The 17,606-nt window shown below is 73.9% G+C and carries 20 protein-coding genes; 3 read left to right on the top strand and 17 right to left on the bottom strand.

What is annotated here, in order from left to right; genetic code table 11:
* Positions 1–28: 28 nt before the first annotated feature.
* Positions 29–1,105, top strand: coding sequence for an ABC transporter permease (locus ACGF12_RS18825; RefSeq protein WP_393030835.1), 1,077 nt, complete (start codon positions 29–31; stop codon positions 1,103–1,105).
* Positions 1,102–1,785, top strand: coding sequence for an ABC transporter ATP-binding protein (locus ACGF12_RS18820; RefSeq protein WP_393030832.1), 684 nt, complete (start codon positions 1,102–1,104; stop codon positions 1,783–1,785). The genes ACGF12_RS18825 and ACGF12_RS18820 overlap by 4 nt, the downstream gene beginning before the upstream one ends.
* On the opposite strand, the gene ACGF12_RS18815 is transcribed toward ACGF12_RS18820, so the two are convergent.
* From ACGF12_RS18815 to ACGF12_RS18805, 3 genes are all read right to left on the bottom strand, one after another.
* Entirely contained in the window at positions 1,782–2,339 is a 558-nt protein-coding gene (locus ACGF12_RS18815) for a Uma2 family endonuclease (protein ID WP_393030829.1), read from the bottom strand. The two genes, ACGF12_RS18820 and ACGF12_RS18815, sit on opposite strands and share 4 nt — an antisense overlap.
* 75 nt (positions 2,340–2,414) lie before the next feature.
* Entirely contained in the window at positions 2,415–3,125 is a 711-nt protein-coding gene (locus ACGF12_RS18810; RefSeq protein WP_393030826.1) for a GntR family transcriptional regulator, read from the bottom strand.
* A gap of 165 nt (positions 3,126–3,290) precedes the next feature.
* The gene (locus tag ACGF12_RS18805; RefSeq protein WP_393030823.1) at positions 3,291–4,196 is read right to left on the bottom strand and encodes an NAD(P)-dependent oxidoreductase; all 906 of its coding nucleotides are present in this window, start codon (positions 4,194–4,196) and stop codon (positions 3,291–3,293) included.
* A 105-nt stretch (positions 4,197–4,301) separates the two neighbouring features.
* Here ACGF12_RS18805 and ACGF12_RS18800 point away from each other — a divergent pair, with 105 nt between their 5' ends.
* Positions 4,302–4,892 (top strand): TetR/AcrR family transcriptional regulator, encoded by a 591-nt coding sequence (locus ACGF12_RS18800; RefSeq protein ID WP_393030820.1) that lies wholly within the window; start codon positions 4,302–4,304, stop codon positions 4,890–4,892.
* Positions 4,893–4,967: 75 nt separating this feature from the next.
* On the opposite strand, the gene ACGF12_RS18795 is transcribed toward ACGF12_RS18800, so the two are convergent.
* The 14 genes from ACGF12_RS18795 to ACGF12_RS18730 all read right to left on the bottom strand — a co-directional run bounded on the left by ACGF12_RS18795 (position 4,968) and on the right by ACGF12_RS18730 (position 17,513).
* On the bottom strand, positions 4,968–5,909 hold the full coding sequence (locus tag ACGF12_RS18795) for an ornithine cyclodeaminase family protein (RefSeq protein WP_393030817.1): 942 nt from the start codon (positions 5,907–5,909) through the stop codon (positions 4,968–4,970).
* A 26-nt stretch (positions 5,910–5,935) separates the two neighbouring features.
* Positions 5,936–6,964, bottom strand: coding sequence for a proline racemase family protein (locus ACGF12_RS18790; protein ID WP_393030814.1), 1,029 nt, complete (start codon positions 6,962–6,964; stop codon positions 5,936–5,938).
* Positions 6,965–7,017: 53 nt separating this feature from the next.
* Positions 7,018–8,373, bottom strand: coding sequence for an aldehyde dehydrogenase family protein (locus ACGF12_RS18785; protein ID WP_393030811.1), 1,356 nt, complete (start codon positions 8,371–8,373; stop codon positions 7,018–7,020).
* Between the two features lie 37 nt (positions 8,374–8,410).
* Entirely contained in the window at positions 8,411–9,415 is a 1,005-nt protein-coding gene (locus ACGF12_RS18780; protein WP_393030808.1) for a proline racemase family protein, read from the bottom strand.
* A gap of 71 nt (positions 9,416–9,486) precedes the next feature.
* On the bottom strand, positions 9,487–10,350 hold the full coding sequence (locus ACGF12_RS18775) for a dihydrodipicolinate synthase family protein (RefSeq protein WP_393030898.1): 864 nt from the start codon (positions 10,348–10,350) through the stop codon (positions 9,487–9,489).
* A gap of 151 nt (positions 10,351–10,501) precedes the next feature.
* Positions 10,502–11,965 carry an NAD(P)/FAD-dependent oxidoreductase gene (locus ACGF12_RS18770; protein ID WP_393030805.1) on the bottom strand — a complete coding sequence of 488 codons (1,464 nt, stop codon included), beginning with the start codon at positions 11,963–11,965 and terminating at the stop codon, positions 10,502–10,504.
* Complete coding sequence (locus ACGF12_RS18765; RefSeq protein WP_393030802.1) at positions 11,946–12,269, bottom strand: (2Fe-2S)-binding protein; 324 nt, start codon at positions 12,267–12,269, stop codon at positions 11,946–11,948. The genes ACGF12_RS18770 and ACGF12_RS18765 overlap by 20 nt, the downstream gene beginning before the upstream one ends.
* Complete coding sequence (locus tag ACGF12_RS18760; RefSeq protein WP_393030799.1) at positions 12,266–13,447, bottom strand: NAD(P)/FAD-dependent oxidoreductase; 1,182 nt, start codon at positions 13,445–13,447, stop codon at positions 12,266–12,268. The genes ACGF12_RS18765 and ACGF12_RS18760 overlap by 4 nt, the downstream gene beginning before the upstream one ends.
* 118 nt (positions 13,448–13,565) lie before the next feature.
* On the bottom strand, positions 13,566–14,462 hold the full coding sequence (gene tatC / locus ACGF12_RS18755) for a twin-arginine translocase subunit TatC (protein WP_393030895.1): 897 nt from the start codon (positions 14,460–14,462) through the stop codon (positions 13,566–13,568).
* Between the two features lie 166 nt (positions 14,463–14,628).
* Positions 14,629–14,934, bottom strand: a complete 306-nt coding sequence (tatA, locus tag ACGF12_RS18750; RefSeq protein ID WP_393030796.1) for a Sec-independent protein translocase subunit TatA — start codon at positions 14,932–14,934, stop codon at positions 14,629–14,631.
* Between the two features lie 207 nt (positions 14,935–15,141).
* On the bottom strand, positions 15,142–15,318 hold the full coding sequence (locus ACGF12_RS18745) for a hypothetical protein (protein WP_387622859.1): 177 nt from the start codon (positions 15,316–15,318) through the stop codon (positions 15,142–15,144).
* A gap of 27 nt (positions 15,319–15,345) precedes the next feature.
* Positions 15,346–15,576 carry a hypothetical protein gene (locus ACGF12_RS18740; protein WP_355669931.1) on the bottom strand — a complete coding sequence of 77 codons (231 nt, stop codon included), beginning with the start codon at positions 15,574–15,576 and terminating at the stop codon, positions 15,346–15,348.
* A gap of 3 nt (positions 15,577–15,579) precedes the next feature.
* The gene (locus tag ACGF12_RS18735; RefSeq protein WP_316520336.1) at positions 15,580–16,536 is read right to left on the bottom strand and encodes a WYL domain-containing protein; all 957 of its coding nucleotides are present in this window, start codon (positions 16,534–16,536) and stop codon (positions 15,580–15,582) included.
* Positions 16,533–17,513, bottom strand: a complete 981-nt coding sequence (locus ACGF12_RS18730) for a helix-turn-helix transcriptional regulator (RefSeq protein WP_393030792.1) — start codon at positions 17,511–17,513, stop codon at positions 16,533–16,535. Before ACGF12_RS18730 ends, ACGF12_RS18735 begins: the two co-directional genes overlap by 4 nt.
* Positions 17,514–17,606: the final 93 nt, after the last annotated feature.

Below are 17,606 nucleotides of genomic sequence, written 5' to 3'. Positions count from 1 at the left end.
AAACACCTGTGCAAGAGGAAGGCCCACCGTGTTCGTCGCCTGGAGGGATCTCAGGTTCGCCAAGGGGCGGTTCGCCCTGATGGGAACCGTCATCGTGCTGATCACCGTGCTGGTCGGCCTGCTGTCCGGCCTGACCGCGGGGCTCGGCCGGCAGAACATCTCCGCGATCACCGGCCTGCCCGCCGACCACCTGGTCTTCGGCAAGCCGGCCGACGGGCAGGAGCTCTCCTTCACCGACTCCCAGATCACCCCCGAGCAGTGGCAGGCCTGGGCCCGCGAGCCCGGCGTCACCTCCGCCCAGCCGCTCGGCATCACCACCACCAAGGCCGCCGCCGGCCAGCGCACCGCCGCCCTCTCCGCCTTCGGCGTCCCGGACGGCTCCGACCTGGCCCCACAGGGCAGCCGGATCAGCGCCGGCCGGGCGGTGCTCTCCAGGACCGCCGCCGAGAAGCTGGGGAACCTCGCCCCCGGCGCCGACTTCACCCTCGCCGGGCACCACCTGACCGTGTCGGCCATCGAGGGCGACGCCGCGTACAGCCACACCCCGGTGATCTGGACCAGCCTCACCGACTGGCAGCAGTTCGCCCCCGGCGGCGCCGGCCATGCCACCGTCATCGCCCTCCACACCGCCAAGGGCGCCGACCTCGGCGCCGCTGACGCCCGCCACGCCACCGTGACCCGCACCCGCGACGACGCCCTGGCCGCGATCGGCTCCTACACCTCCGAGAACGGCTCCCTCCAGCTGATGCGCGGCTTCCTGTTCGCCATCTCCGCGCTGGTCATCGGCGCCTTCTTCACCGTCTGGACGATCCAGCGCAGCGGCGACATCGCGGTGTTGAAGGCCCTCGGCGCCTCCACCCGCTACCTGCTGCGCGACGCCCTCGGCCAGGCCGTCCTGCTGCTCGTGCTCGGTACGGCCGTCGGCACCGCGATCGCGTCCGGCTTCGGCGCGCTGATCGGCTCCGCCGTCCCCTTCGTCCTGGACGCCCCGACCGTCCTCCTGCCCGCCGTCGTCATGATCGCCCTCGGCGCGATCGGCGCGGCCCTGTCCATCCGCCGGATCACCTCCGTCGACCCGCTGACCGCCCTGGGGAGCGCCCGATGAGCCTCGAACTCGACCGCATCACCCTCACCTACCCGGACGGCGAGGGCCGGCTCACCGCCCTGGACGACGTGTCGCTGACCGTCCCCAAGGGCTCGATCACCGCTGTGGTCGGCCCGTCCGGCTCCGGCAAGTCCAGCCTGCTGGCGGTGGCGGCCACCCTGATCAGCCCGGACTCCGGCCGGGTCGTCGTCGACGGCACCGACACCGCGGGCCTCGGCCGCGCCGAGCTCACCGCCCTGCGCCGCACCAGGATCGGCATCGTCTTCCAGCAGGCCAACCTGCTGCCCTCGCTCACCGCCGCCGAGCAACTGCAGGTGATGGCCCACCTCGACGGCCGTTCCCCGCGCAGCGCCCTCCCCCGCGCCCTGGAGCTGCTGGACGCCGTGGGCCTGCGCGACCAGGCCGCCCGCCGCCCCCACCAGCTCTCCGGCGGCCAACGGCAACGGGTCAACATCGCCCGGGCCCTGATGAACGACCCCACGGTGCTGCTGGTCGACGAACCCACCAGCGCCCTCGACCACGAACGCGGCGCCGCCGTCCTGGACTTGATCACCGACCTCACCCACCGCCGGGCCACCGCCACGGTCCTGGTCACCCACGACCGCACCCACCTCACGGCCGTCGACCAGATCGCCGAGGTCCACGACGGGCGCCTGACGCTGCCGGCGGCGGCGCTCTAGGACAACAGGTCGTCCACCGCGAACGGCACCGACGCCCCGATCGACTCCGGCAAGGCGAACGACTCCCCCACGCGGTGGACGGCCTGCTCCCGGTACTCGCCGTCCTTCGGATCGGTCAGCACCAGAACCCGCCGATCGACTCGGTCCACGATCACGTACACGGGCACCCCGGCCATCGCGTACGCGGCGGGCTTCCTGGTGAGGTCACTGCACAACGCGGCCGAGGTCACCTCCAGCACCAGCCGGAAGATCTTCGGGTCATAGCAGTTATACGTGACCATGTGGTGGTGGAACTCGCCGTCGACGATCGACAGATCCGGCATCGCGAAGTCATCGGGCCCGGTCGGCAGCCAGATCGCGAGCCGCTGAACGGGCCACGGATCCCTCTCGACCGTCCCGGCCTTGAAGCACGCGGCCATCACATCCGTAAGGATCTCGGCGTGCCGCCCATCGGGCAAGGGCTCGACGGACACCTCACCGCCGAGCACCTCCACCCGGTGATTGGGAAACCGTTCGAAGAGAAACTCGGCCATGTCGAGCACGGAGTACGGCACGGGCGAATCCTCCCGTGTCGTACTCCGCCACCTGCCAGGTTTCCCAGATAGTCACCCGAACGAGTGGTTTGACCCCTATCGAGCCCGCAGCCGCAGCGCCGGCCGGTCCGCTTCCGCCGTCTCGTCCTGTCCCGCCCAGAGCGACCGCACATGGCTGAGGTGCCGCGTCATGCACGCCTCCGCCGCCTCCGAGTCGCCGGAGATCATCAGGTCCAGCAGTTCCAGGTGCTCCTCCGCCGAGGACACCAGCTCGCCCTTCTCGTCGAGCCGCGTCAGCCCGTACAGCCGCGATCGCTTGCGCAGGTCGCCGACCACGTCCACCAGTCGGGCGTTGCCCGCGAGCCCCAGCAGGTCGAGGTGGAACTGCCGGTCCGCCTCCAGGTAGCCGATCAGGTCGTGCTTGCGCGCGGCCGCGACGATCGCCTCGGCCTGGGGGCGCAGCCGCTCCAGCTGGTCCTTGGTCGCCGTGCGGGTGACCCGGCCCACCGTCGGGACCTCGATCAGGGCGCGGATCTCGGTGTAGTCGTCCAGGTCGCGCTCGGTGAGTTCGGTGACCCGGAAGCCCTTGTTGCGGACGGCCTCGACCAGCCCCTCCCGGGCGAGGTCGAGCATGGCCTCGCGCACCGGGGTGGCGGAGACGCCGAAGTCGGCGGCGAGGGCGGGGGCGGAGTAGACGACGCCGGGGCGCAGTTCGCCGGAGATCAGGGCCGCCCGGAGTGCGTGGGCGACCTGGTCGCGAAGCCGCTCCTGCACGGAGATCAGGGTGCGGGATTTGAGCTCGGCCATGGTGTTCCTCCGGGTGGGTGCAGAACACCAGCGTACAATGTCACGTTACGTTGAGCGCGCAACAGTCCGGGATCCGAACACCCCCGTCGACCCTGCCGAGGCTCATGGTGGCAGCGGCCGCCGACCGTGACAACGGCCGACGGCACACGATCTGCCACCACACCGCTACCGCGCCCGCGCCCCCGCCCGGAACCGCCCGACCAGCGAGGTCGCGCTCGCCGCCCCGTCCCCCGCCTCGACGCCCCGCCGGAACACCTCCGCGAGCAGCGCGGGCAGCGCGCCGTCGACCCCGGAGGCCTCCGCGGTGTGCCGGACGTGTTCGATGCCGGCGAGCCCCATCGCCAGCCGGTCGACGTCGCCACGGTGGTCGCCGGCCGCGATCCGCGGCGCGTAGAAGGCCTGGAAGCCCGGCAGCGAGGCGACCGTCGAGCTCAGGTACGGCAGGAACTCCTCGGCCGAGATGCCGTTGGCCTCGGCGATCGCGGTGGCGTGCAGGTAGCCCACCAGCGAGGTCCAGAACAGGTCCATCTGGATCTGGTAGTACAGCTGCGCCAGCCCGGGGTCGTCGCCCCGGTAGTCGACCCCGCTCAGCACCTCCAGCGCGGCCCGGTGCCGCTGGAACAGCTCGACCGGCCCGCTGTAGAAGGTGGACGACTCCGGGCTGCCGATACCCGAGGGCGGCACCTGCACCCCGCCCGTCAGGTGCCCGGCCCCGCGCTCGACGAGCCACGCCGCCACATCCCGGGCCCGCTCAGGGGTGTCCGAGCCGAGGTTCGCGATCACCTTCCCGGCCACCACCGCCTCCACCGACTCCAGTACGGCGAACACCGCGTCGTAGTCGGTGAGGCTGAGCACCACCAGCTCGTTGGCCGCCACCGCCGCCTCCGCACTGGGCGCCAACTCCACTCCCCGGGCGACCAGCCGCTCCGCTCGCTCCGCCGTCCGGTTCCACACCGTGACGGCGTAGCCGGCGTCCAGGTAGGCCCCGGCCATGGCCTGCCCCATCGGGCCGAGCCCGATCACCGTCACGGACGCCTTCGGCTGCCGCCCACCAGTGAGCTCAACGGACATACGGACACCCCTCCCCTAGAACGAACGCTCTATCCAGAGCCTGGAGCGACGCTAGCACAGCTCTGGAACGAACGCTCTATTCAGAAGGTCGGCTAGGATGCCCCCGTGAAGACCGCCGAGAAGACCAGCAGCGTCGGCACCCGCGAGCGAATCGTCCGGGCCACCTCCCGGCTACTGCAGCGCCAGGGCTACGAGGGCACCGGGATCAAGCAGATCTCCCGCGAGGCCGAGGCCACGCTCGGCTCCGTCTACCACTTCTTCCCCGGCGGGAAGCAGGAGTTGGCCGCCGAGGCGATCCGGCACGGAGACCAGGAGTTCGCCGTGATCCTGCGCGCCGGTCTCGGCTCCTCCGAGGACCTGGCCGAGGCGATCACCGCCTGCACCACGCTGCTCGCGACCGAACTGCGCACCTCCGACTGGCAGGACGGCTGCCCGATCACGACCACCGCCCTGGAGACGGTCGGCCGCGCCCCGGTGATCGAGCAGTCGGTCGCCGAGGCCTTCGCCAACTGGCAGTCCATCGTGGAGGAGCGCCTGCGCGCCGCCGGCATCGGCACCGAGGACGCCCGCGAACTGGCCGGCACCGTCATCAACACCCTGGAGGGCGCCGAACTCTCCGCCCAGGTCGCCCGCAGCGAGGAACCGCTGCACGTCGCCGGCAAGCACCTGGCCCGCCTGCTCTCGACCTACCGCTGAAACACGGAAAAGAAGCCGGCCCGACGGGGGATCCCTTCCCGTCGGGCCGACTCCAGCTTCCTCGGCGACTGATCCTCAGGCTCGTCGGAAGTCCTGGTACACCTCCGCCGCCACCGCCAGGTCCTCCCACGCCATCCCGACGCTCTTGAAGAACCGCGGCCGCCCGCTCGGCACCAGCGCGTCCCCGCGCACCAGCTCGGCCAGGTTCCACACCTGCCGTCCGCCCACGCCCGCCAGCACCAGGTCCCCGGCCTCCCGCGCCGCCGCCGTCCGCGCCTCGACGTACAGCTCGGCCCGCCCTACCAGCACCTCGTCCACCTCCCGCGCGTCCGGCTCGTGCGAGCCGACCGCCGCGACGGCCGCGTGCGCGGGCACCAGCGCGCCGTCGAACAGCGGTGTCCGCGCGGTGGTGCAGCAGACCACCACGTCCGCCCGCCCGACCGCCTCCGGCCCACCCACCCCGGCCGAGAGCCCCAGCCCCCGCCCGTACGCCGCCAACGCGGAAGCCCGCCCGGGATCCCGCCCGACCACGGTGAGTCGGCGCAGCGGCCGGACGGCCAGCAGCGCGTCCAGGTGTCCGTACGCCTGCGGCCCGGAGCCGAACACCACCAGGTGCTCGGCCTCCGGCACCGCAAGCCGCGCCAGCGCCGCCGCCGTCACGGCGGGCGTGCGCAGGGCCGTGAGGGCCGCGCCGTCCAGCACGGCCAACGGCTGCAGGGTGGGCCCGTCGAGCAGCAGGTAGCTGCCGGTGATCCGGGGTAGCCCGAGCGCCGGGTTGCCGGGTACGACCCCGGCGATCTTGACGCCCGCGTACCGCCCGACGGCGGCCGGCATCAGCAGCAGTTCCCCCGCCGGCACCGGTACGGCCGATCGAGCGGGCGCCGCCTCCGGGTCGAACCCGTCCAGCAGCACTCGCTCGATCGCCCCCACCGCCCCGGCGGGCCCGACCCCGCCGGTGCCCGGCACGGCGTACTGGAGCGGCTCAGCCGCCGCACCGGGCAGCTCAGCGCCGGGCAACTCAGCACCGGGCGGCACGACACCACTCACAGCAGGAACCCCGTCCCCAGCGAGTCCCCCGGCTCCAGGACGAACCGGTGCTCCCCCGTGCGGAACGCCGTCCCGCCGACCTCGGTGACCACGCCCTCCCCCAAAGGGTCGCCCCCGGCGAGGACCCGTCCGGTGAAGACCGTGCCGATGATCGACTCGTGCCGCAGTTCCTCGCCCGGCGCGAGCCGCCCCTCGGCGGCGAGTACGGCGAGCCGGGCGGAGGTTCCGGAGCCGCAGGGCGAGCGGTCGATCTGTCCGTCCGCGAACACGACGACGTTCCGCTGGTTCAACATGCCATCAGCAGAAGGCAGTTCGTCGTAAAGCACCACCCCGTACACGCCCGACAGCCGTGCGTCCGTCGGATGCGCGACCGCCTCCGAGTCGGCCAGCAGTGCCCTGATCTCCCGCCCCGCGGCGGTGAGTTCGGGCAGCTGCCCCGGCTCCACCGCGAGCCCGAGCGCCGCCGCCGGGACGGACGCGTAGCACGCCCCGGAGTGCGCCACCGCGACCTCGACCACCCCGCGCGAGGTGGTCACCGGCAGTTTCAACGCGCTGACCCGGCTGGGCACGTTGCGGAAGGTGACCCGGGTGGTGCGCCCGCCGGCCCGCTGCACCAGGGCGGTGACCCGCCCGGAGGGCACGTCGATCCGCACCCGGGCCACGCCGTCGGCGGGGGCCGGGACCAGCCCGGAGTCCACCGCCCAGGCGCCGAGCGCGATGGTGCCGTGCCCGCAGGCCGTCGAGTAGCCGTCCTTGTGCCAGAACAGCACGCCCAGGTGCGCCTCGTCGTCGTCCGACGGCACCAGGAACCCGCCGTACATCCCGGCGTGCCCGCGCGGCTCCCGGACGAGCAGCTGCCGGACGGCGTCCAGCGCGCTGGGCCGGGGCGCGGTGGCGCTGCCGCCCGCGCCGAGCGCGATGGCCCGGCGCTCGGCGACGCTGTCGCCGGGGATCGTCGGCGCGCCGTCCAGCACGATCCGGAACGGCTCACCGGCCGCGTGGTAGTCGACGACCCGGACATCCATCAGGTGACGAACGTCCGTCAGGCCATGGTCATCCGTCAGGCCACCGACGCCCATCAGGCGCCCCCGCCCGGCAGCACGCTGACCGTCCGGCTCACGGTGTAGAAGTCCAGTGCGGCCCGGCCCTGTTCGCGGTCGCCGTGGCTCGCGCCCTTGGTCCCGCCGAAGGGCAGGTGGAAGTCGACGCCGCTGGAGGGGGCGTTGACCCGGATCATGCCCGCGTCCAGCCGGTCGGCGGCGACCAGCGCCACGTCCAGGCTGCGGGTGTGCACCGACGTGGCGAGGCTGTGCGGGGTGTCGTTGGCGAGCGCGATCGCCTCGTCCAGGTCGGCCGCCGCGTGCAGCACCGCGATCGGACCGAAGAACTCCTCGCGCGCCAGGGGGTGTTCGCCGGGTACGTCGGCGAGCAGGGTCGGCTCGACGTACCAGCCGGCCCGCTCGGGGATCCGCCCGCCGGTGAGCACGCTCGCCCCGGCCGCGACGGCCGACGAGACCGCCCCCGTCACCCGCTCCCGCGCGGCGGCGTTGATCACCGGCCCGCACACCGCGTCGTCCACCGCCGCCAGCGCCTTGACCAGGGCCTCGCGCAGCGGCTCGTGGGCCGCGCCGACCGCGATCACCCGGCTGGTGGCGGTGCACTTCTGCCCGGCGTACCCGGCGACGGCGGCCGCGATGTGGGCGGCGGCCAGCTCCACATCCGCATCCGGTAGCACCAACGCGGCGTTCAGGCCGCCGAGTTCGGCCTGCACCGGCACCCCGCGCCCGGTCGCCGCCCGCACCACCGCCCGCCCGACCCCGGTCGAGCCGGTGAAGGACACCACGTCCGCCGCGTCGACCAGCGCCGCGCCCTCCTCGGCCCCGCCCGGCAGCACCGTGAGGACGTCGGCGGGCAACCCGGCCAGCTCCGCCAGCCGCAGCGCGCACGCCGTCGCCTCCGGCGCGGGCTTGAGCACCGCCGTGTTCCCGACCGCCAGTGCCGGCGCGGCCTTCCAACTGGGGATCGCCAGCGGGAAGTTCCACGGCGTGATCAGCCCGGCCACCCCGTACGGGCGCCGCCGGGTGAGCAGCAGCCCGGGCCCGGCGGCCGGCTCGTGCACCTCCCCGGACGGCGCGTACGGCGCCTGCGCGTAGTACCGCCAGATCGCCGCCGTCCGGGCGACCTCGCCGCGCGCCTCGGCGAGCGGCTTGCCGACCTCGCGCACGATCAGCGCGGCCAGCTCCTGCGCGTGCGCCTCGACGGTCTCGGCGATCCGCCCCAGCGCCGCCGACCGGGCGCCCGCACCGGCCCCGAGCCAGCCGCCCTGCGCGGCCCGGGCCCGTCCGACGACGGCCCGTACGGCCTCGGCGCCGGGCTCCTCGACGGCGACCACGAGGTCGCTCGGATCGGCCGGATTGTACGAGGTGATGGTCACAACTAGCAGCCCTTCGGAGCGAGTTCAGAACGGAGCGTCAGAGCAGGAAACCCGCCGGGAACGGGTCGTCCGGGTCGAGGAAGTACTGGGCGGTGCCGGTGATCCAGGCCCGCCCGGTGACAGTGGGCACCACGGCGGGCCGCCCGGCCACCTCGGTCTCCTCGACCAGCCGCCCGGTGAAGGTCGTCCCGATGAAGGAGTCGTTGCGGAAGTCCCGCCCCAGCGGCAGTTCGCCGCGCGCGTGCAGCTGCGCCATCCGCGCCGAGGTGCCGGTGCCGCAGGGCGAGCGGTCGAACCAGCCGGGGTGGATGGCCATCGCGTGCCGGGAGTGCTCGGCGGTGGAGCCGGGGGCGAGCAGCTGGACGTGGTGGCAGCTGTGGATGGACGGGTTCTCCAGGTGCACCGGCCGGTCCGGGCCCGCGTTGATGGCCGCCATCAGCGCGAGGCCGGCGTCCAGGATGTCCTGCTTGCGCTCACGCTCGAACGGAAGCCCGAACTCGGCGAGCGGCAGGATGGCGTAGAAGTTGCCGCCGTACGCGAGGTCGTAGCCGACCGTGCCGTACCCGGGCACCTCGATCTTGCGGTCCAGCGCGACGGAGTACGAGGCGACGTTGCGGATGGTCACCGCCTTGGCGGCGCCGTCCTCGACCAGCACCTCGGCGACCACCAGCCCGGCGGGCGTGTCCAGGCGCACCGTGGTGACCGGCTCGACCACCGGCACCATCCCGGTCTCGACCAGCACCGTGGCCACCCCGATGGTGCCGTGCCCGCACATCGGCAGCAGTCCGGAGACCTCGATGTAGAGCACCCCGAAGTCGGCGTCCGGCCGGGTCGGCGGCTGCAGGATGGCACCGCTCATCGCGGCGTGCCCGCGCGGCTCGTACATCAGCAGGGTGCGGAAGTGGTCCAGGTGCTGCTGGAAGTGCACCCGGCGCTCGGCCATGGTGGCGCCGGGGATGACGCCGAAACCGCCGGTGATCACCCGGGTCGGCATACCCTCGGTGTGCGAGTCGACGGCGTGGAACACGTGACGGCTGCGCATGGCTGACAACTCCCATGTGGTAGCGGTTGGTTGAGGCCGGCTGCCCCCGCAGCCGGCCGGGCGGTCACGGACTACGCGAGCCCCTCGGCCAGCGCCTTCTCGGTGGCCGCGCGCACGGCCGCCTCGACCTCCGGCGCCAGCGGCTGCCGCGGCGCCCGGACCGGACCGCCGGGGCGCCCGGCGATGTCCATGGAGAGCTTGATGGCCTGGACGAACTCGGTCTTGGAGTCCCAGCGCAGCAGCGAGTGCAGCGACTTGTACAGCGGCAGCGCGATCTCCAGGTTGTGCTCGACGGCCGCGCGGTAGAGCGCCACCGAGGCCTCCGGCAGCGCGTTCGGGTATCCGGCGATCCAGCCGACCGCACCGGCCAGCGCCAGCTCCAGCAGCACGTCGTCGGCCCCGATCAGCAGGTCCAACCCGGGGGCCAGCTCGGCGAGTTCGTACGCCCGGCGGACATCCCCGCTGAACTCCTTGACGGCCACGATCGAGCCCTCGCCGTGCAGTCGGGCGAGCAGCGCGGGCACCAGGTCGACCTTGGTGTCGATCGGATTGTTGTACGCGACGACGGGCAGGCCCGCCTTGGCGACCTCCGCGTAGTGCGCGCGCACCGCGTCGTGGTCGGCCCGGTAGGCGTTCGGCGGCAGCAGCAGGACGGAGCCCGCCCCGGCCTCGGCGGCCTGCTCGGCCCAGCGGCGGGACTCGGCGCTGCCGTACGCGGCGACCCCGGGCATGACCCGGGAGCCGTCGCCGGCCGCCTCGATCGCCACCTCGACGACCCGGGCGCGCTCCTCGGCGGTGAGCGTCTGGTACTCGCCCAGCGAGCCGTTGGGGACGACGCCGTCGCAGCCGGACTCGATCAGCCAGCGGACGTGCTCGGCGTAGGCGTCGTAGTCGACGGAGAGGTCCGCGCGCAGCGGGATCGCGGTGGCGACCATGACGCCGCGCCAGGGACGGGTGGTGTCGTGCTGGGTGATGGACACGTTGAGCTCCTTGGTGAGGTGTGACATTTTATAAACGGGAACAGGCCGGAGACAAGAGTCCCCGCCCCGCGCGTTCGACGGACTGCCGGACTGCCGGACTGCCGGACTAGCCGTCACCCGACGCCGACCCCGACGCCGAACCCGGGCCCGATACCGAACCCGAGCCGGAATCCGACACCGCTCCCCCCGCCGCCAGCTGCGCCAGCGGCACCGGGCAGGCCAGCGGCCGCCGATCGGCCCCGGACTCCGCGGCACCCGACAGACAGGCCACCGCCGGACCGCACATCCGCCCCTGGCACCAGCCCATCCCCGCCCGGGTGAGCAGCTTGACGGTCCGGGGATCGCCCGCGCCGAGCTCCTCCACCGCCTCCCGGATCCGCGCGACCGGCACTTCCTCGCACCGGCACACATCGGTCTCCGGCCGCAGCCACCCGGTCCAGCCGGCCCCCGGCCGGTGGGCGGCCGCCATCAGCTCGGCGAAGGCCCGCAGCCGTGCCCGCCGGCGCCGCAGCGCCGGCGCCGGAAGCGCCCCGGCGATCGCGTGCGCGGCCAGCTCCCCCTCGACCAGTGCGAGGTCCGCGCCGCCGACGCCGTTGGTCTCCCCCGCCGACCACAGCCCCGGCACCGAGGTGCGCAGCCCCGCGTCGACCCGCAGCGCGACCGCCCCGTCCGGCCCGGTCAGGGTGTCGGCGCCCAGCTCGGTGGCGAGGTCGATCTGCGGCAGCAGCCCGTGCCCGACGGCCAGCGCGTCGCAGTCGATCCGCCGCTCGGTGCCGGGGCGCGGCCGCCAGTCCGCGTCCAGCCGGGCCACCGTGACCCCGGTGACCCGGTCCGTCCCGTGCACTTCCACGACGGCGCTGCGCCGCCGCAGCCGGACCCGGTGCCGCAGCAGCGCACTGCCGTGCCCGGCGCCCTCGACCAGCTTGGCGGGGACGGCCGCCAGCACGTCGGGGCGCCGGGCGTACCCGAGGTAGTCGCCGGCCTCGACCACCGCCGGGACCTCCGCCCCGGCACTGACCAGCGAGGAGGCCGCCGCCAGCAGCAGCGGCCCGCTGCCGGCCACCACGATCCGCCGCCCGGGCAGCACCAGCCCGGCCTTGAGCATCGCCTGCGCGCCGCCCGCGGTGACCACCCCGGGCAGGGTCCAGCCGGGGAAGGGCAGCTGCCGCTCGTACGCCCCGGTGGCGAGCAGCACCGTCCGGGCCAGGACGGTGTCCCGGTCGGTGGCCCGCGGCCCCCGGGTGACGTGCACCGCGAAGCCGTCCCCGGTCCGCTCCAGCGCCCAGACCTGATGGCCACCCCGGAACTCGGCCCGCTCGGCGGAGTCGAGCCGCGAGGCCAGCCCGGTGTAGGTCGACCAGCCGTGGTGCAGCCGGCCCGGACGGGCCGCGCCCAGTCCGGGCGCGGGGTGCCGGTAGTACTGCCCGCCGGTGCTCTGCCCGCCGTCCAGCAGGACGCAGCTCAGCCCGAGCTCGGCGGCGGTGACGGCGGCGGCCAGCCCGGCGGGCCCGGCCCCGACCACCGCGAGGTCGTAGCGGGAGTCACGGGGGTCAGACGGCGAGGTCGGCACGGCCGTGGCCCTCCTGGGTGGTGACGACGGTGCCCGGCTCGGCGGGCAGCAGACAGGTGCGCTGGTTGGGGCGGCCGTCCACGGTGGCCAGGCAGTCGAAGCAGGCGCCGATCCCGCAGAACGCCCCGCGCGGGCGCCCGCCGATCCGGGTGGTGCGCCAGGCGAGCACGCCGTCGGCCCAGAGCGCGGCGGCGATCGACTGCCCGGACAGGGCGGGGACGGGCCGCCCGTCGAACTCGATCTGGTGGGCGGGCCCGGGCCGGGCCTCGACCAGCCCTGCGGGGGTGCGGGGACGACGGGTCACGGCTTCTCCAAGGAGTCTGACGCGGCCGGGAACCGGTCCGCACGGAACGGCGCGAGGTCCAGCTCCGGCTGCTTCCCGGTCAGCTGCTCGCTGATCAGCAGCCCGGTGGCCGGCGCCAGCCCGATCCCGGCGCCCTCGTGGCCGCAGGCGTGGTGGAGCCCGGGCACCCGGGGGTCGGCCCCGACGGCGGGCAGGTGGTCCGGCAGGTACGGGCGGAAGCCCCGGTAGACGCGCATCACGGCGACGTCCGCGAGCACCGGGAACAGCGCCGCGGCCTGGCCGGCCAGCCGGCGCAGCACCTCCTGGGACAGGGTGCGGTCGAAGCCGACCCGCTCCCGGCTGGCCCCGATCAGCACCGGCCCGCCGGGGGTGCCCTCGACCACGGCGGAGGTCTGCAGCCCGGCCGAGCCGCTGGCGACGTCGGCCACGTAGTCGGCGGCGTAGACCTTGTGCCGGACGATCCTCGGCAGCGGCTCGGTGACCAGCACGAAGCCGCGCCGAGGCAGCACCGGCAGGTGCACTCCGGCGAGGGCGGCCAGCTCGCCGCCCCAGGTGCCGGCCGCGTTGACCACGGCGGGCGCGGCCAGTCGGCGCCGGTCGGTCCGTACGCCGCGCACCGCGCCGTCCGGCCCCAGGTCCACGGCCGTCACGCTCTCCCCGGTGATCAGCTCGGCACCCATCCGGCGGGCCTCGCGCAGCAGGTGGGCGGCGGCCAGGGCGGGCTGGACCTGGGCGTCCTGGGGGTAGTGGAAGCCGCCCGCCAGCCCGGGGGCGAGGTGCGGCTCCAGCTCGCGCAGCCGTTCGGCCGGGACCTCCTCGGCGGCCACCCCGGCCGTGGCCTGCCCGGCGGCGAAGTCCCGCAGAGCCTGCTGCCCGGCCGCCGTCGAGGCGACCACCACGCCGCCCTTGGGCTCGTACTCCACGGCCGGACCGAGGTCCTCGGCGAGCTCGCGCCAGAGCCGGGTGCTGAGCAGGGCGAGGTCGAGCTCGGGCCCGGGTTCCTTGTCGGAGACCAGCAGGTTGCCCTCGCCCGCCCCGGTGGTACCCCCGGCCACCGGCCCGCGGTCGACGACGGCGACGGCGAGGCCGGCACGGGCGGCGTAGTAGGCGCAGGCGGCGCCGACGACTCCGGCGCCGACCACGACGACGTCCAGGGGAGGTCTCTGGGTCTTCAGCACGCCAGTAATATGTCACATGCCATCGGCGCTGCCAAGACCGCCCGGAGCGGCAGGACGGCGAAAAGCCCCGGCCCGCCGCGGGAGGCGGCGGGCCGGGGCTTCACGAGGAACTACCGGCTCAGGTGATGTCGTCCATCTGCTCGTGCCGCCCGGCCGACACCGGCGCGGCACTGGCCGTCGGCGCCGCCGAGGCGCGCACCGACTCCGCACCATCGACCTCCTGCACCGCGAGATCCAGGTGCGAGGCCTCCTCGTCGTCCAGGTCGGCGTCCGGGTTGTTGCGCCGCTTGCGCCGGTCGTTGAGCAGCGCGACGGCCACCGCGGCGAAGTACAGCGCCCAGATCGGCATGGCCAGCAGCAGCATGCTGACCGGGTCGGCGCCCGGGGTGGCGAACGCGGTGAACACGGTGATGCCCATGACCATCCCGCGCCACCAGCTGAGCAGCCGCTTGCCGGTCACGATGCCGACCATGTTGAGCATCACCAGCAGCAGCGGGAACTCGAAGCCCAGACCGAAGACCAGCACCATCCGGGTGGCGACGTCGAAGTAGTCCTCGGGCGGCAGGATCGGCGTCGTGTCGCTCGGGGTGAACGAGATCAGCATCTCGACCATGGTCGGCATCACCCAGATGGCACAGGCCACACCCGTCAGGAACAGCGGGGCGCCGCAGGCCATGAAGATGACCGCGTACTTCTTCTCGTGCCTGTGCAGGCCGGGCGCCACGAAGGCCCACACCTGGTACAGCCAGACCGGGACGGCCGCCACCACGCCCGCGGTCAGCGCGACCTTCAGCATCCAGTTGAAACCGGCGGTGAGGCCGATGTTGGACACCTGGGCGCAACGCCCGTGGTACTGGTCCGAGTCCTGCTTGGTGGGGCACTGCGGCAGCGGCTCGAGCAGGAAGTGCTCGATCTGCTTGTGGTAGATCGCCGCGATGATCGCGAACAGCACGATCGCCAGGACCGACTTGACCACGCGGTTGCGCAGTTCCCGCAGGTGGTCGGCGAGGGCCATCCGCCCCTCAGGATCCTTGGGCTCCTTCTTCGGCGCCTTGGAGAGCTTGCTCAACCCCGGTCCTCAACTCGTGCGTCGAGGCCCGCCGGTCGACGGGCCTCCATGGTCGCGTGCGTCGCGTGCGTCGCCTGCGTCGCGTACATCACGTCCGTCACGTACGCCGCGCTCAGTGCGGGCGGTCGTCGGGCGCGGACGGTCCGGCGCCCGACTCGGCCACCGGCCGGGCCGTGGCCGACGCGCCCGGAGCCGTCTGGATGGTCTTGACCGACGACCGCGCCGCACCGTCGACCCGCGGCGCCGGCCGCGCCGCGCTCCCGCCCGAGGCGCCGTCCGAGCGCATCGCCTTGGTCTCGCTCCTCAGGATCCGCAGCGACTGCCCCAGCGAACGAGCCAGATCGGGCAGCCGCTTGGATCCGAACAGCACGATGGCGAACACCGCGATCACCACGATCGCGGTCACCGACAAGCGCATGCGCCGACCACCTTCAGCCTCCACGGCCCGACAGGCCGCCCGCCGCGGATGGTAACCGCTGCGGATGACGCCCCGACGACGGCCGCCCGAACAGGACAGCGGCTCCCGGTTCGCAGTTCAGGAGCCACTTGAGAGCGTAACCCGCCCCTACCTCGGTACAGCAGCCCCCGTACCGCCGATGCCCCGGTGTGCCACCCGAAATTCCGCCTAACGGTTCGGAACCGCCGAGGCCAGCTCCCCCGCCGCCTCGGTCAGCGCCCGCGAGGCCGCGTCCACGCCCTTGGCCAGCGCCCGTACGTCCATCCAGAGCCGGATCGCGAGGACCCCGAGGACCAGCAGGCCCGCGGTGGCGAGCAGGACGGCGGCGACGAGCATCCAGGACATGCGCCCCACCCTATCGCCAGGCCCGCGCTACCCCTCGGCCGGGACGAGCCGCATGGTGCGGACCCCCGCCCCGGTGAGCGCCTCGACGATCTTCTCCCCGGCCGGCTTGCGCACCGCCGCCCCGCAGAGCGGACAGCCGAAGCTGTAGTGCGCCTGCGCCGGGGTCCGACCGAGGGTCAGCCGGAACTCCTCGGCCGGGAGCTCCACCTTCTCCCGGCACTCCGAGCAGTACACCTTGAATCTGGTCCCGGGCTCCACCGGTCAGACCTGCCCCTCCCCGTAGGCGGCCAGCGCCTCCCGCGCGGCCGAGCGCGCCTGCTCGGCCAGCTCGGGCGGCGAGACGATCCGGCCGTCCCGGCCCAGCCGCAGCGCCAGCGGGCGCAGCTGGGAGGGGTCGGCGCTGCGCAGGGTGATCCGCAGCCCGCCGTCGGGCAGCTCCTCGGCGCGGTCGTGGGTGTAGTACTCGGCCACCCAGCGCCCGCCGGAGGAGACCTCCACCACCACCTCGGGGTCGTCCGCCGCCGGGTTGACCAGCCCGCCGCTCAGGTCGCGCGGCTCGCGCCGGGGCGGGTCGGCCGGGACGTCCAGGACGCGGATCTCGGCGACCCGGTCCAGCCGGAACATCCGGTGGTCCTCGGAAGTGCGGCACCAGGCCTCGAGGTAGGTGTGGCCCTCGGTGAGCAGCCGGATCGGGTCGACCTCGCGCTCGGTCATCCCGCCGCGCCCGTGCGAGTAGTAGCGGAGCCAGAGCCGGCGGCCCTCGCTGAGCGCGCGGTCGATGTCGGCGAAGACGTGGCTCTCGGCCTCGAAGGTCACGCCGACCCGGGCGCTGCCCTCGGCGCTCTCCCCGGCCGCGTTCTCGATCTTGGCGACGGCCCGGGTGAGCGCCTCCCGGTCCCCGGCCCGCAGGCCCGGCAGCCCGGCCACCGCGCGGGCGGCCACCAGCAGCGCGGTGGCCTCGTCGGCGGCCAGCCGCAGCGGCTGGGCCACGTCGTCGACGTTGTGCCACCAGATCCGCTCGCCGTCGGTGTCGATGTCGAGCAGGTCGCCGCCGCGGAAACTGGTGCCGCACATCGGCAGCACGTTGAGGTCCCCGATCAGCTCGCGCTCGCTGATCCCGAAGGCCCGGGCCACCTCGGCGACCTCGGCCCCGGGCCGCTCGCGCAGGTAGGTGACCAGCGACAGCATCCGTCGCGTCTGGTCGATCGCATTACTCATGCCCGTACGTCCTCCGAGTCCAGCCCCGCGACCGCCCGCAGCCGGTCGATCACATCCGCCCGCAGCTCCTCCGGCCCGAGCACCAGCACGTCCGGCCCGAACTCCGCGAGGTCGGCGCCCAGCCCGTTGCCGTACGGGATCTCCAGCTCGTCCCAGCCCTCGTCCACCCGGCTGCTGTTGAGCGCCTTGGTGCGCAGCGGGAAGCCGGCCCCCCGGCGGACCCGGACGGTCGCGGTGGCGGTGGCGCCCTCCCCGGCGAACTTGGCCACCGTGGCCCGCACGTCCACGTGCTCGGGCACCGTCCCGAGGAAGGCCCCGTTCTTCGCCTTCACCTTGCCGGTGATCCGGCTGAGCCGGAACACCCGGGCGTCGCCCCGGTCGCGGTCGTACCCGGCCAGGTACCAGTGCCCGCGCCAGCACTCCAGCGCCCACGGCTCGACGCTGCGCTGCTCGACGGCGGCTGCCCCGGCCTTGCGGTACTCGAAGGTCACCGGACGACGGTCCCGGGCGGCGGTGAGCAGCGGCTCGAACGCGGCCTCCCGGGCTGGGATGCGCGGCTCCAGGGCGGTCCGGCCCTCGGCCTCGCTGAACGGCACCCCGGCCGCGCGCAGCTTCTGCAGCGCGCCGCTGGCCGCGCCGGACATCTTGGCCTGCTGCCAGACCCGGGCGGCCAGGGTGAGCGCGGCGGCCTCCTCGGCGTCCAGCGCGATCTCGGGCAGCCGGTTGCGGTCGGCGCGGGCGAGGTAGCCGAGCTCGCCGTCCAGGGCGCTCTCGTCGACGTCGATCACCAGGCCGAGCTCGCGCAGGTCGTCCTTGTCCCGCTCGAACATCCGGTTGAAGGCGTCCTCGCTGCTGTTCTGCCAGGCCTCACGGTACGCCTCGATGGATTCCCGCAGCTCCTTCTTGGAGAGCGGACGTCTGGTGTTCATCAGGCACAGGGCGAGATTCATCAGCCGCTCTGCCTTGGCGATCGCCATCGCTGACCCTTCCGGTGTGCCGCGCCGCGCGCGGGGTGCGCCAACCGGGCGATCCTCACCCGGCGGGACCGACCGTACCGGTAGCGGTACGCA

Source organism: Kitasatospora sp. NPDC048296, from assembly GCF_043201815.1.
Classification (GTDB): Bacteria; Actinomycetota; Actinomycetes; order Streptomycetales; family Streptomycetaceae; genus Kitasatospora.
The sequence above is the reverse complement of the archived record's forward strand: the minus strand, read 5'-3'. Positions and strand labels throughout refer to the sequence as shown.

Excerpts from the sequence above, each read along its gene's own strand:
- tatA (WP_393030796.1), bottom strand. The coding sequence starts at position 14,934 with ATGCGCTTGTCGGTGACCGCGATCGTGGTGATCGCGGTGTTCGCCATC.
- ACGF12_RS18745 (WP_387622859.1), bottom strand. The coding sequence starts at position 15,318 with ATGTCCTGGATGCTCGTCGCCGCCGTCCTGCTCGCCACCGCGGGCCTG.
- ACGF12_RS18790 (WP_393030814.1), bottom strand. The coding sequence starts at position 6,964 with ATGGATGTCCGGGTCGTCGACTACCACGCGGCCGGTGAGCCGTTCCGG.
- ACGF12_RS18775 (WP_393030898.1), bottom strand. The coding sequence starts at position 10,350 with ATGGTCGCCACCGCGATCCCGCTGCGCGCGGACCTCTCCGTCGACTAC.
- ACGF12_RS18810 (WP_393030826.1), bottom strand. The coding sequence starts at position 3,125 with ATGGCCGAGCTCAAATCCCGCACCCTGATCTCCGTGCAGGAGCGGCTT.
- ACGF12_RS18730 (WP_393030792.1), bottom strand. The coding sequence starts at position 17,513 with ATGGCGATCGCCAAGGCAGAGCGGCTGATGAATCTCGCCCTGTGCCTG.
- ACGF12_RS18805 (WP_393030823.1), bottom strand. The coding sequence starts at position 4,196 with ATGTCCGTTGAGCTCACTGGTGGGCGGCAGCCGAAGGCGTCCGTGACG.
- ACGF12_RS18820 (WP_393030832.1), top strand. The coding sequence starts at position 1,102 with ATGAGCCTCGAACTCGACCGCATCACCCTCACCTACCCGGACGGCGAG.
- tatC (WP_393030895.1), bottom strand. The coding sequence starts at position 14,462 with ATGGCCCTCGCCGACCACCTGCGGGAACTGCGCAACCGCGTGGTCAAG.
- ACGF12_RS18735 (WP_316520336.1), bottom strand. The coding sequence starts at position 16,536 with ATGAGTAATGCGATCGACCAGACGCGACGGATGCTGTCGCTGGTCACC.
- ACGF12_RS18780 (WP_393030808.1), bottom strand. The coding sequence starts at position 9,415 with ATGCGCAGCCGTCACGTGTTCCACGCCGTCGACTCGCACACCGAGGGT.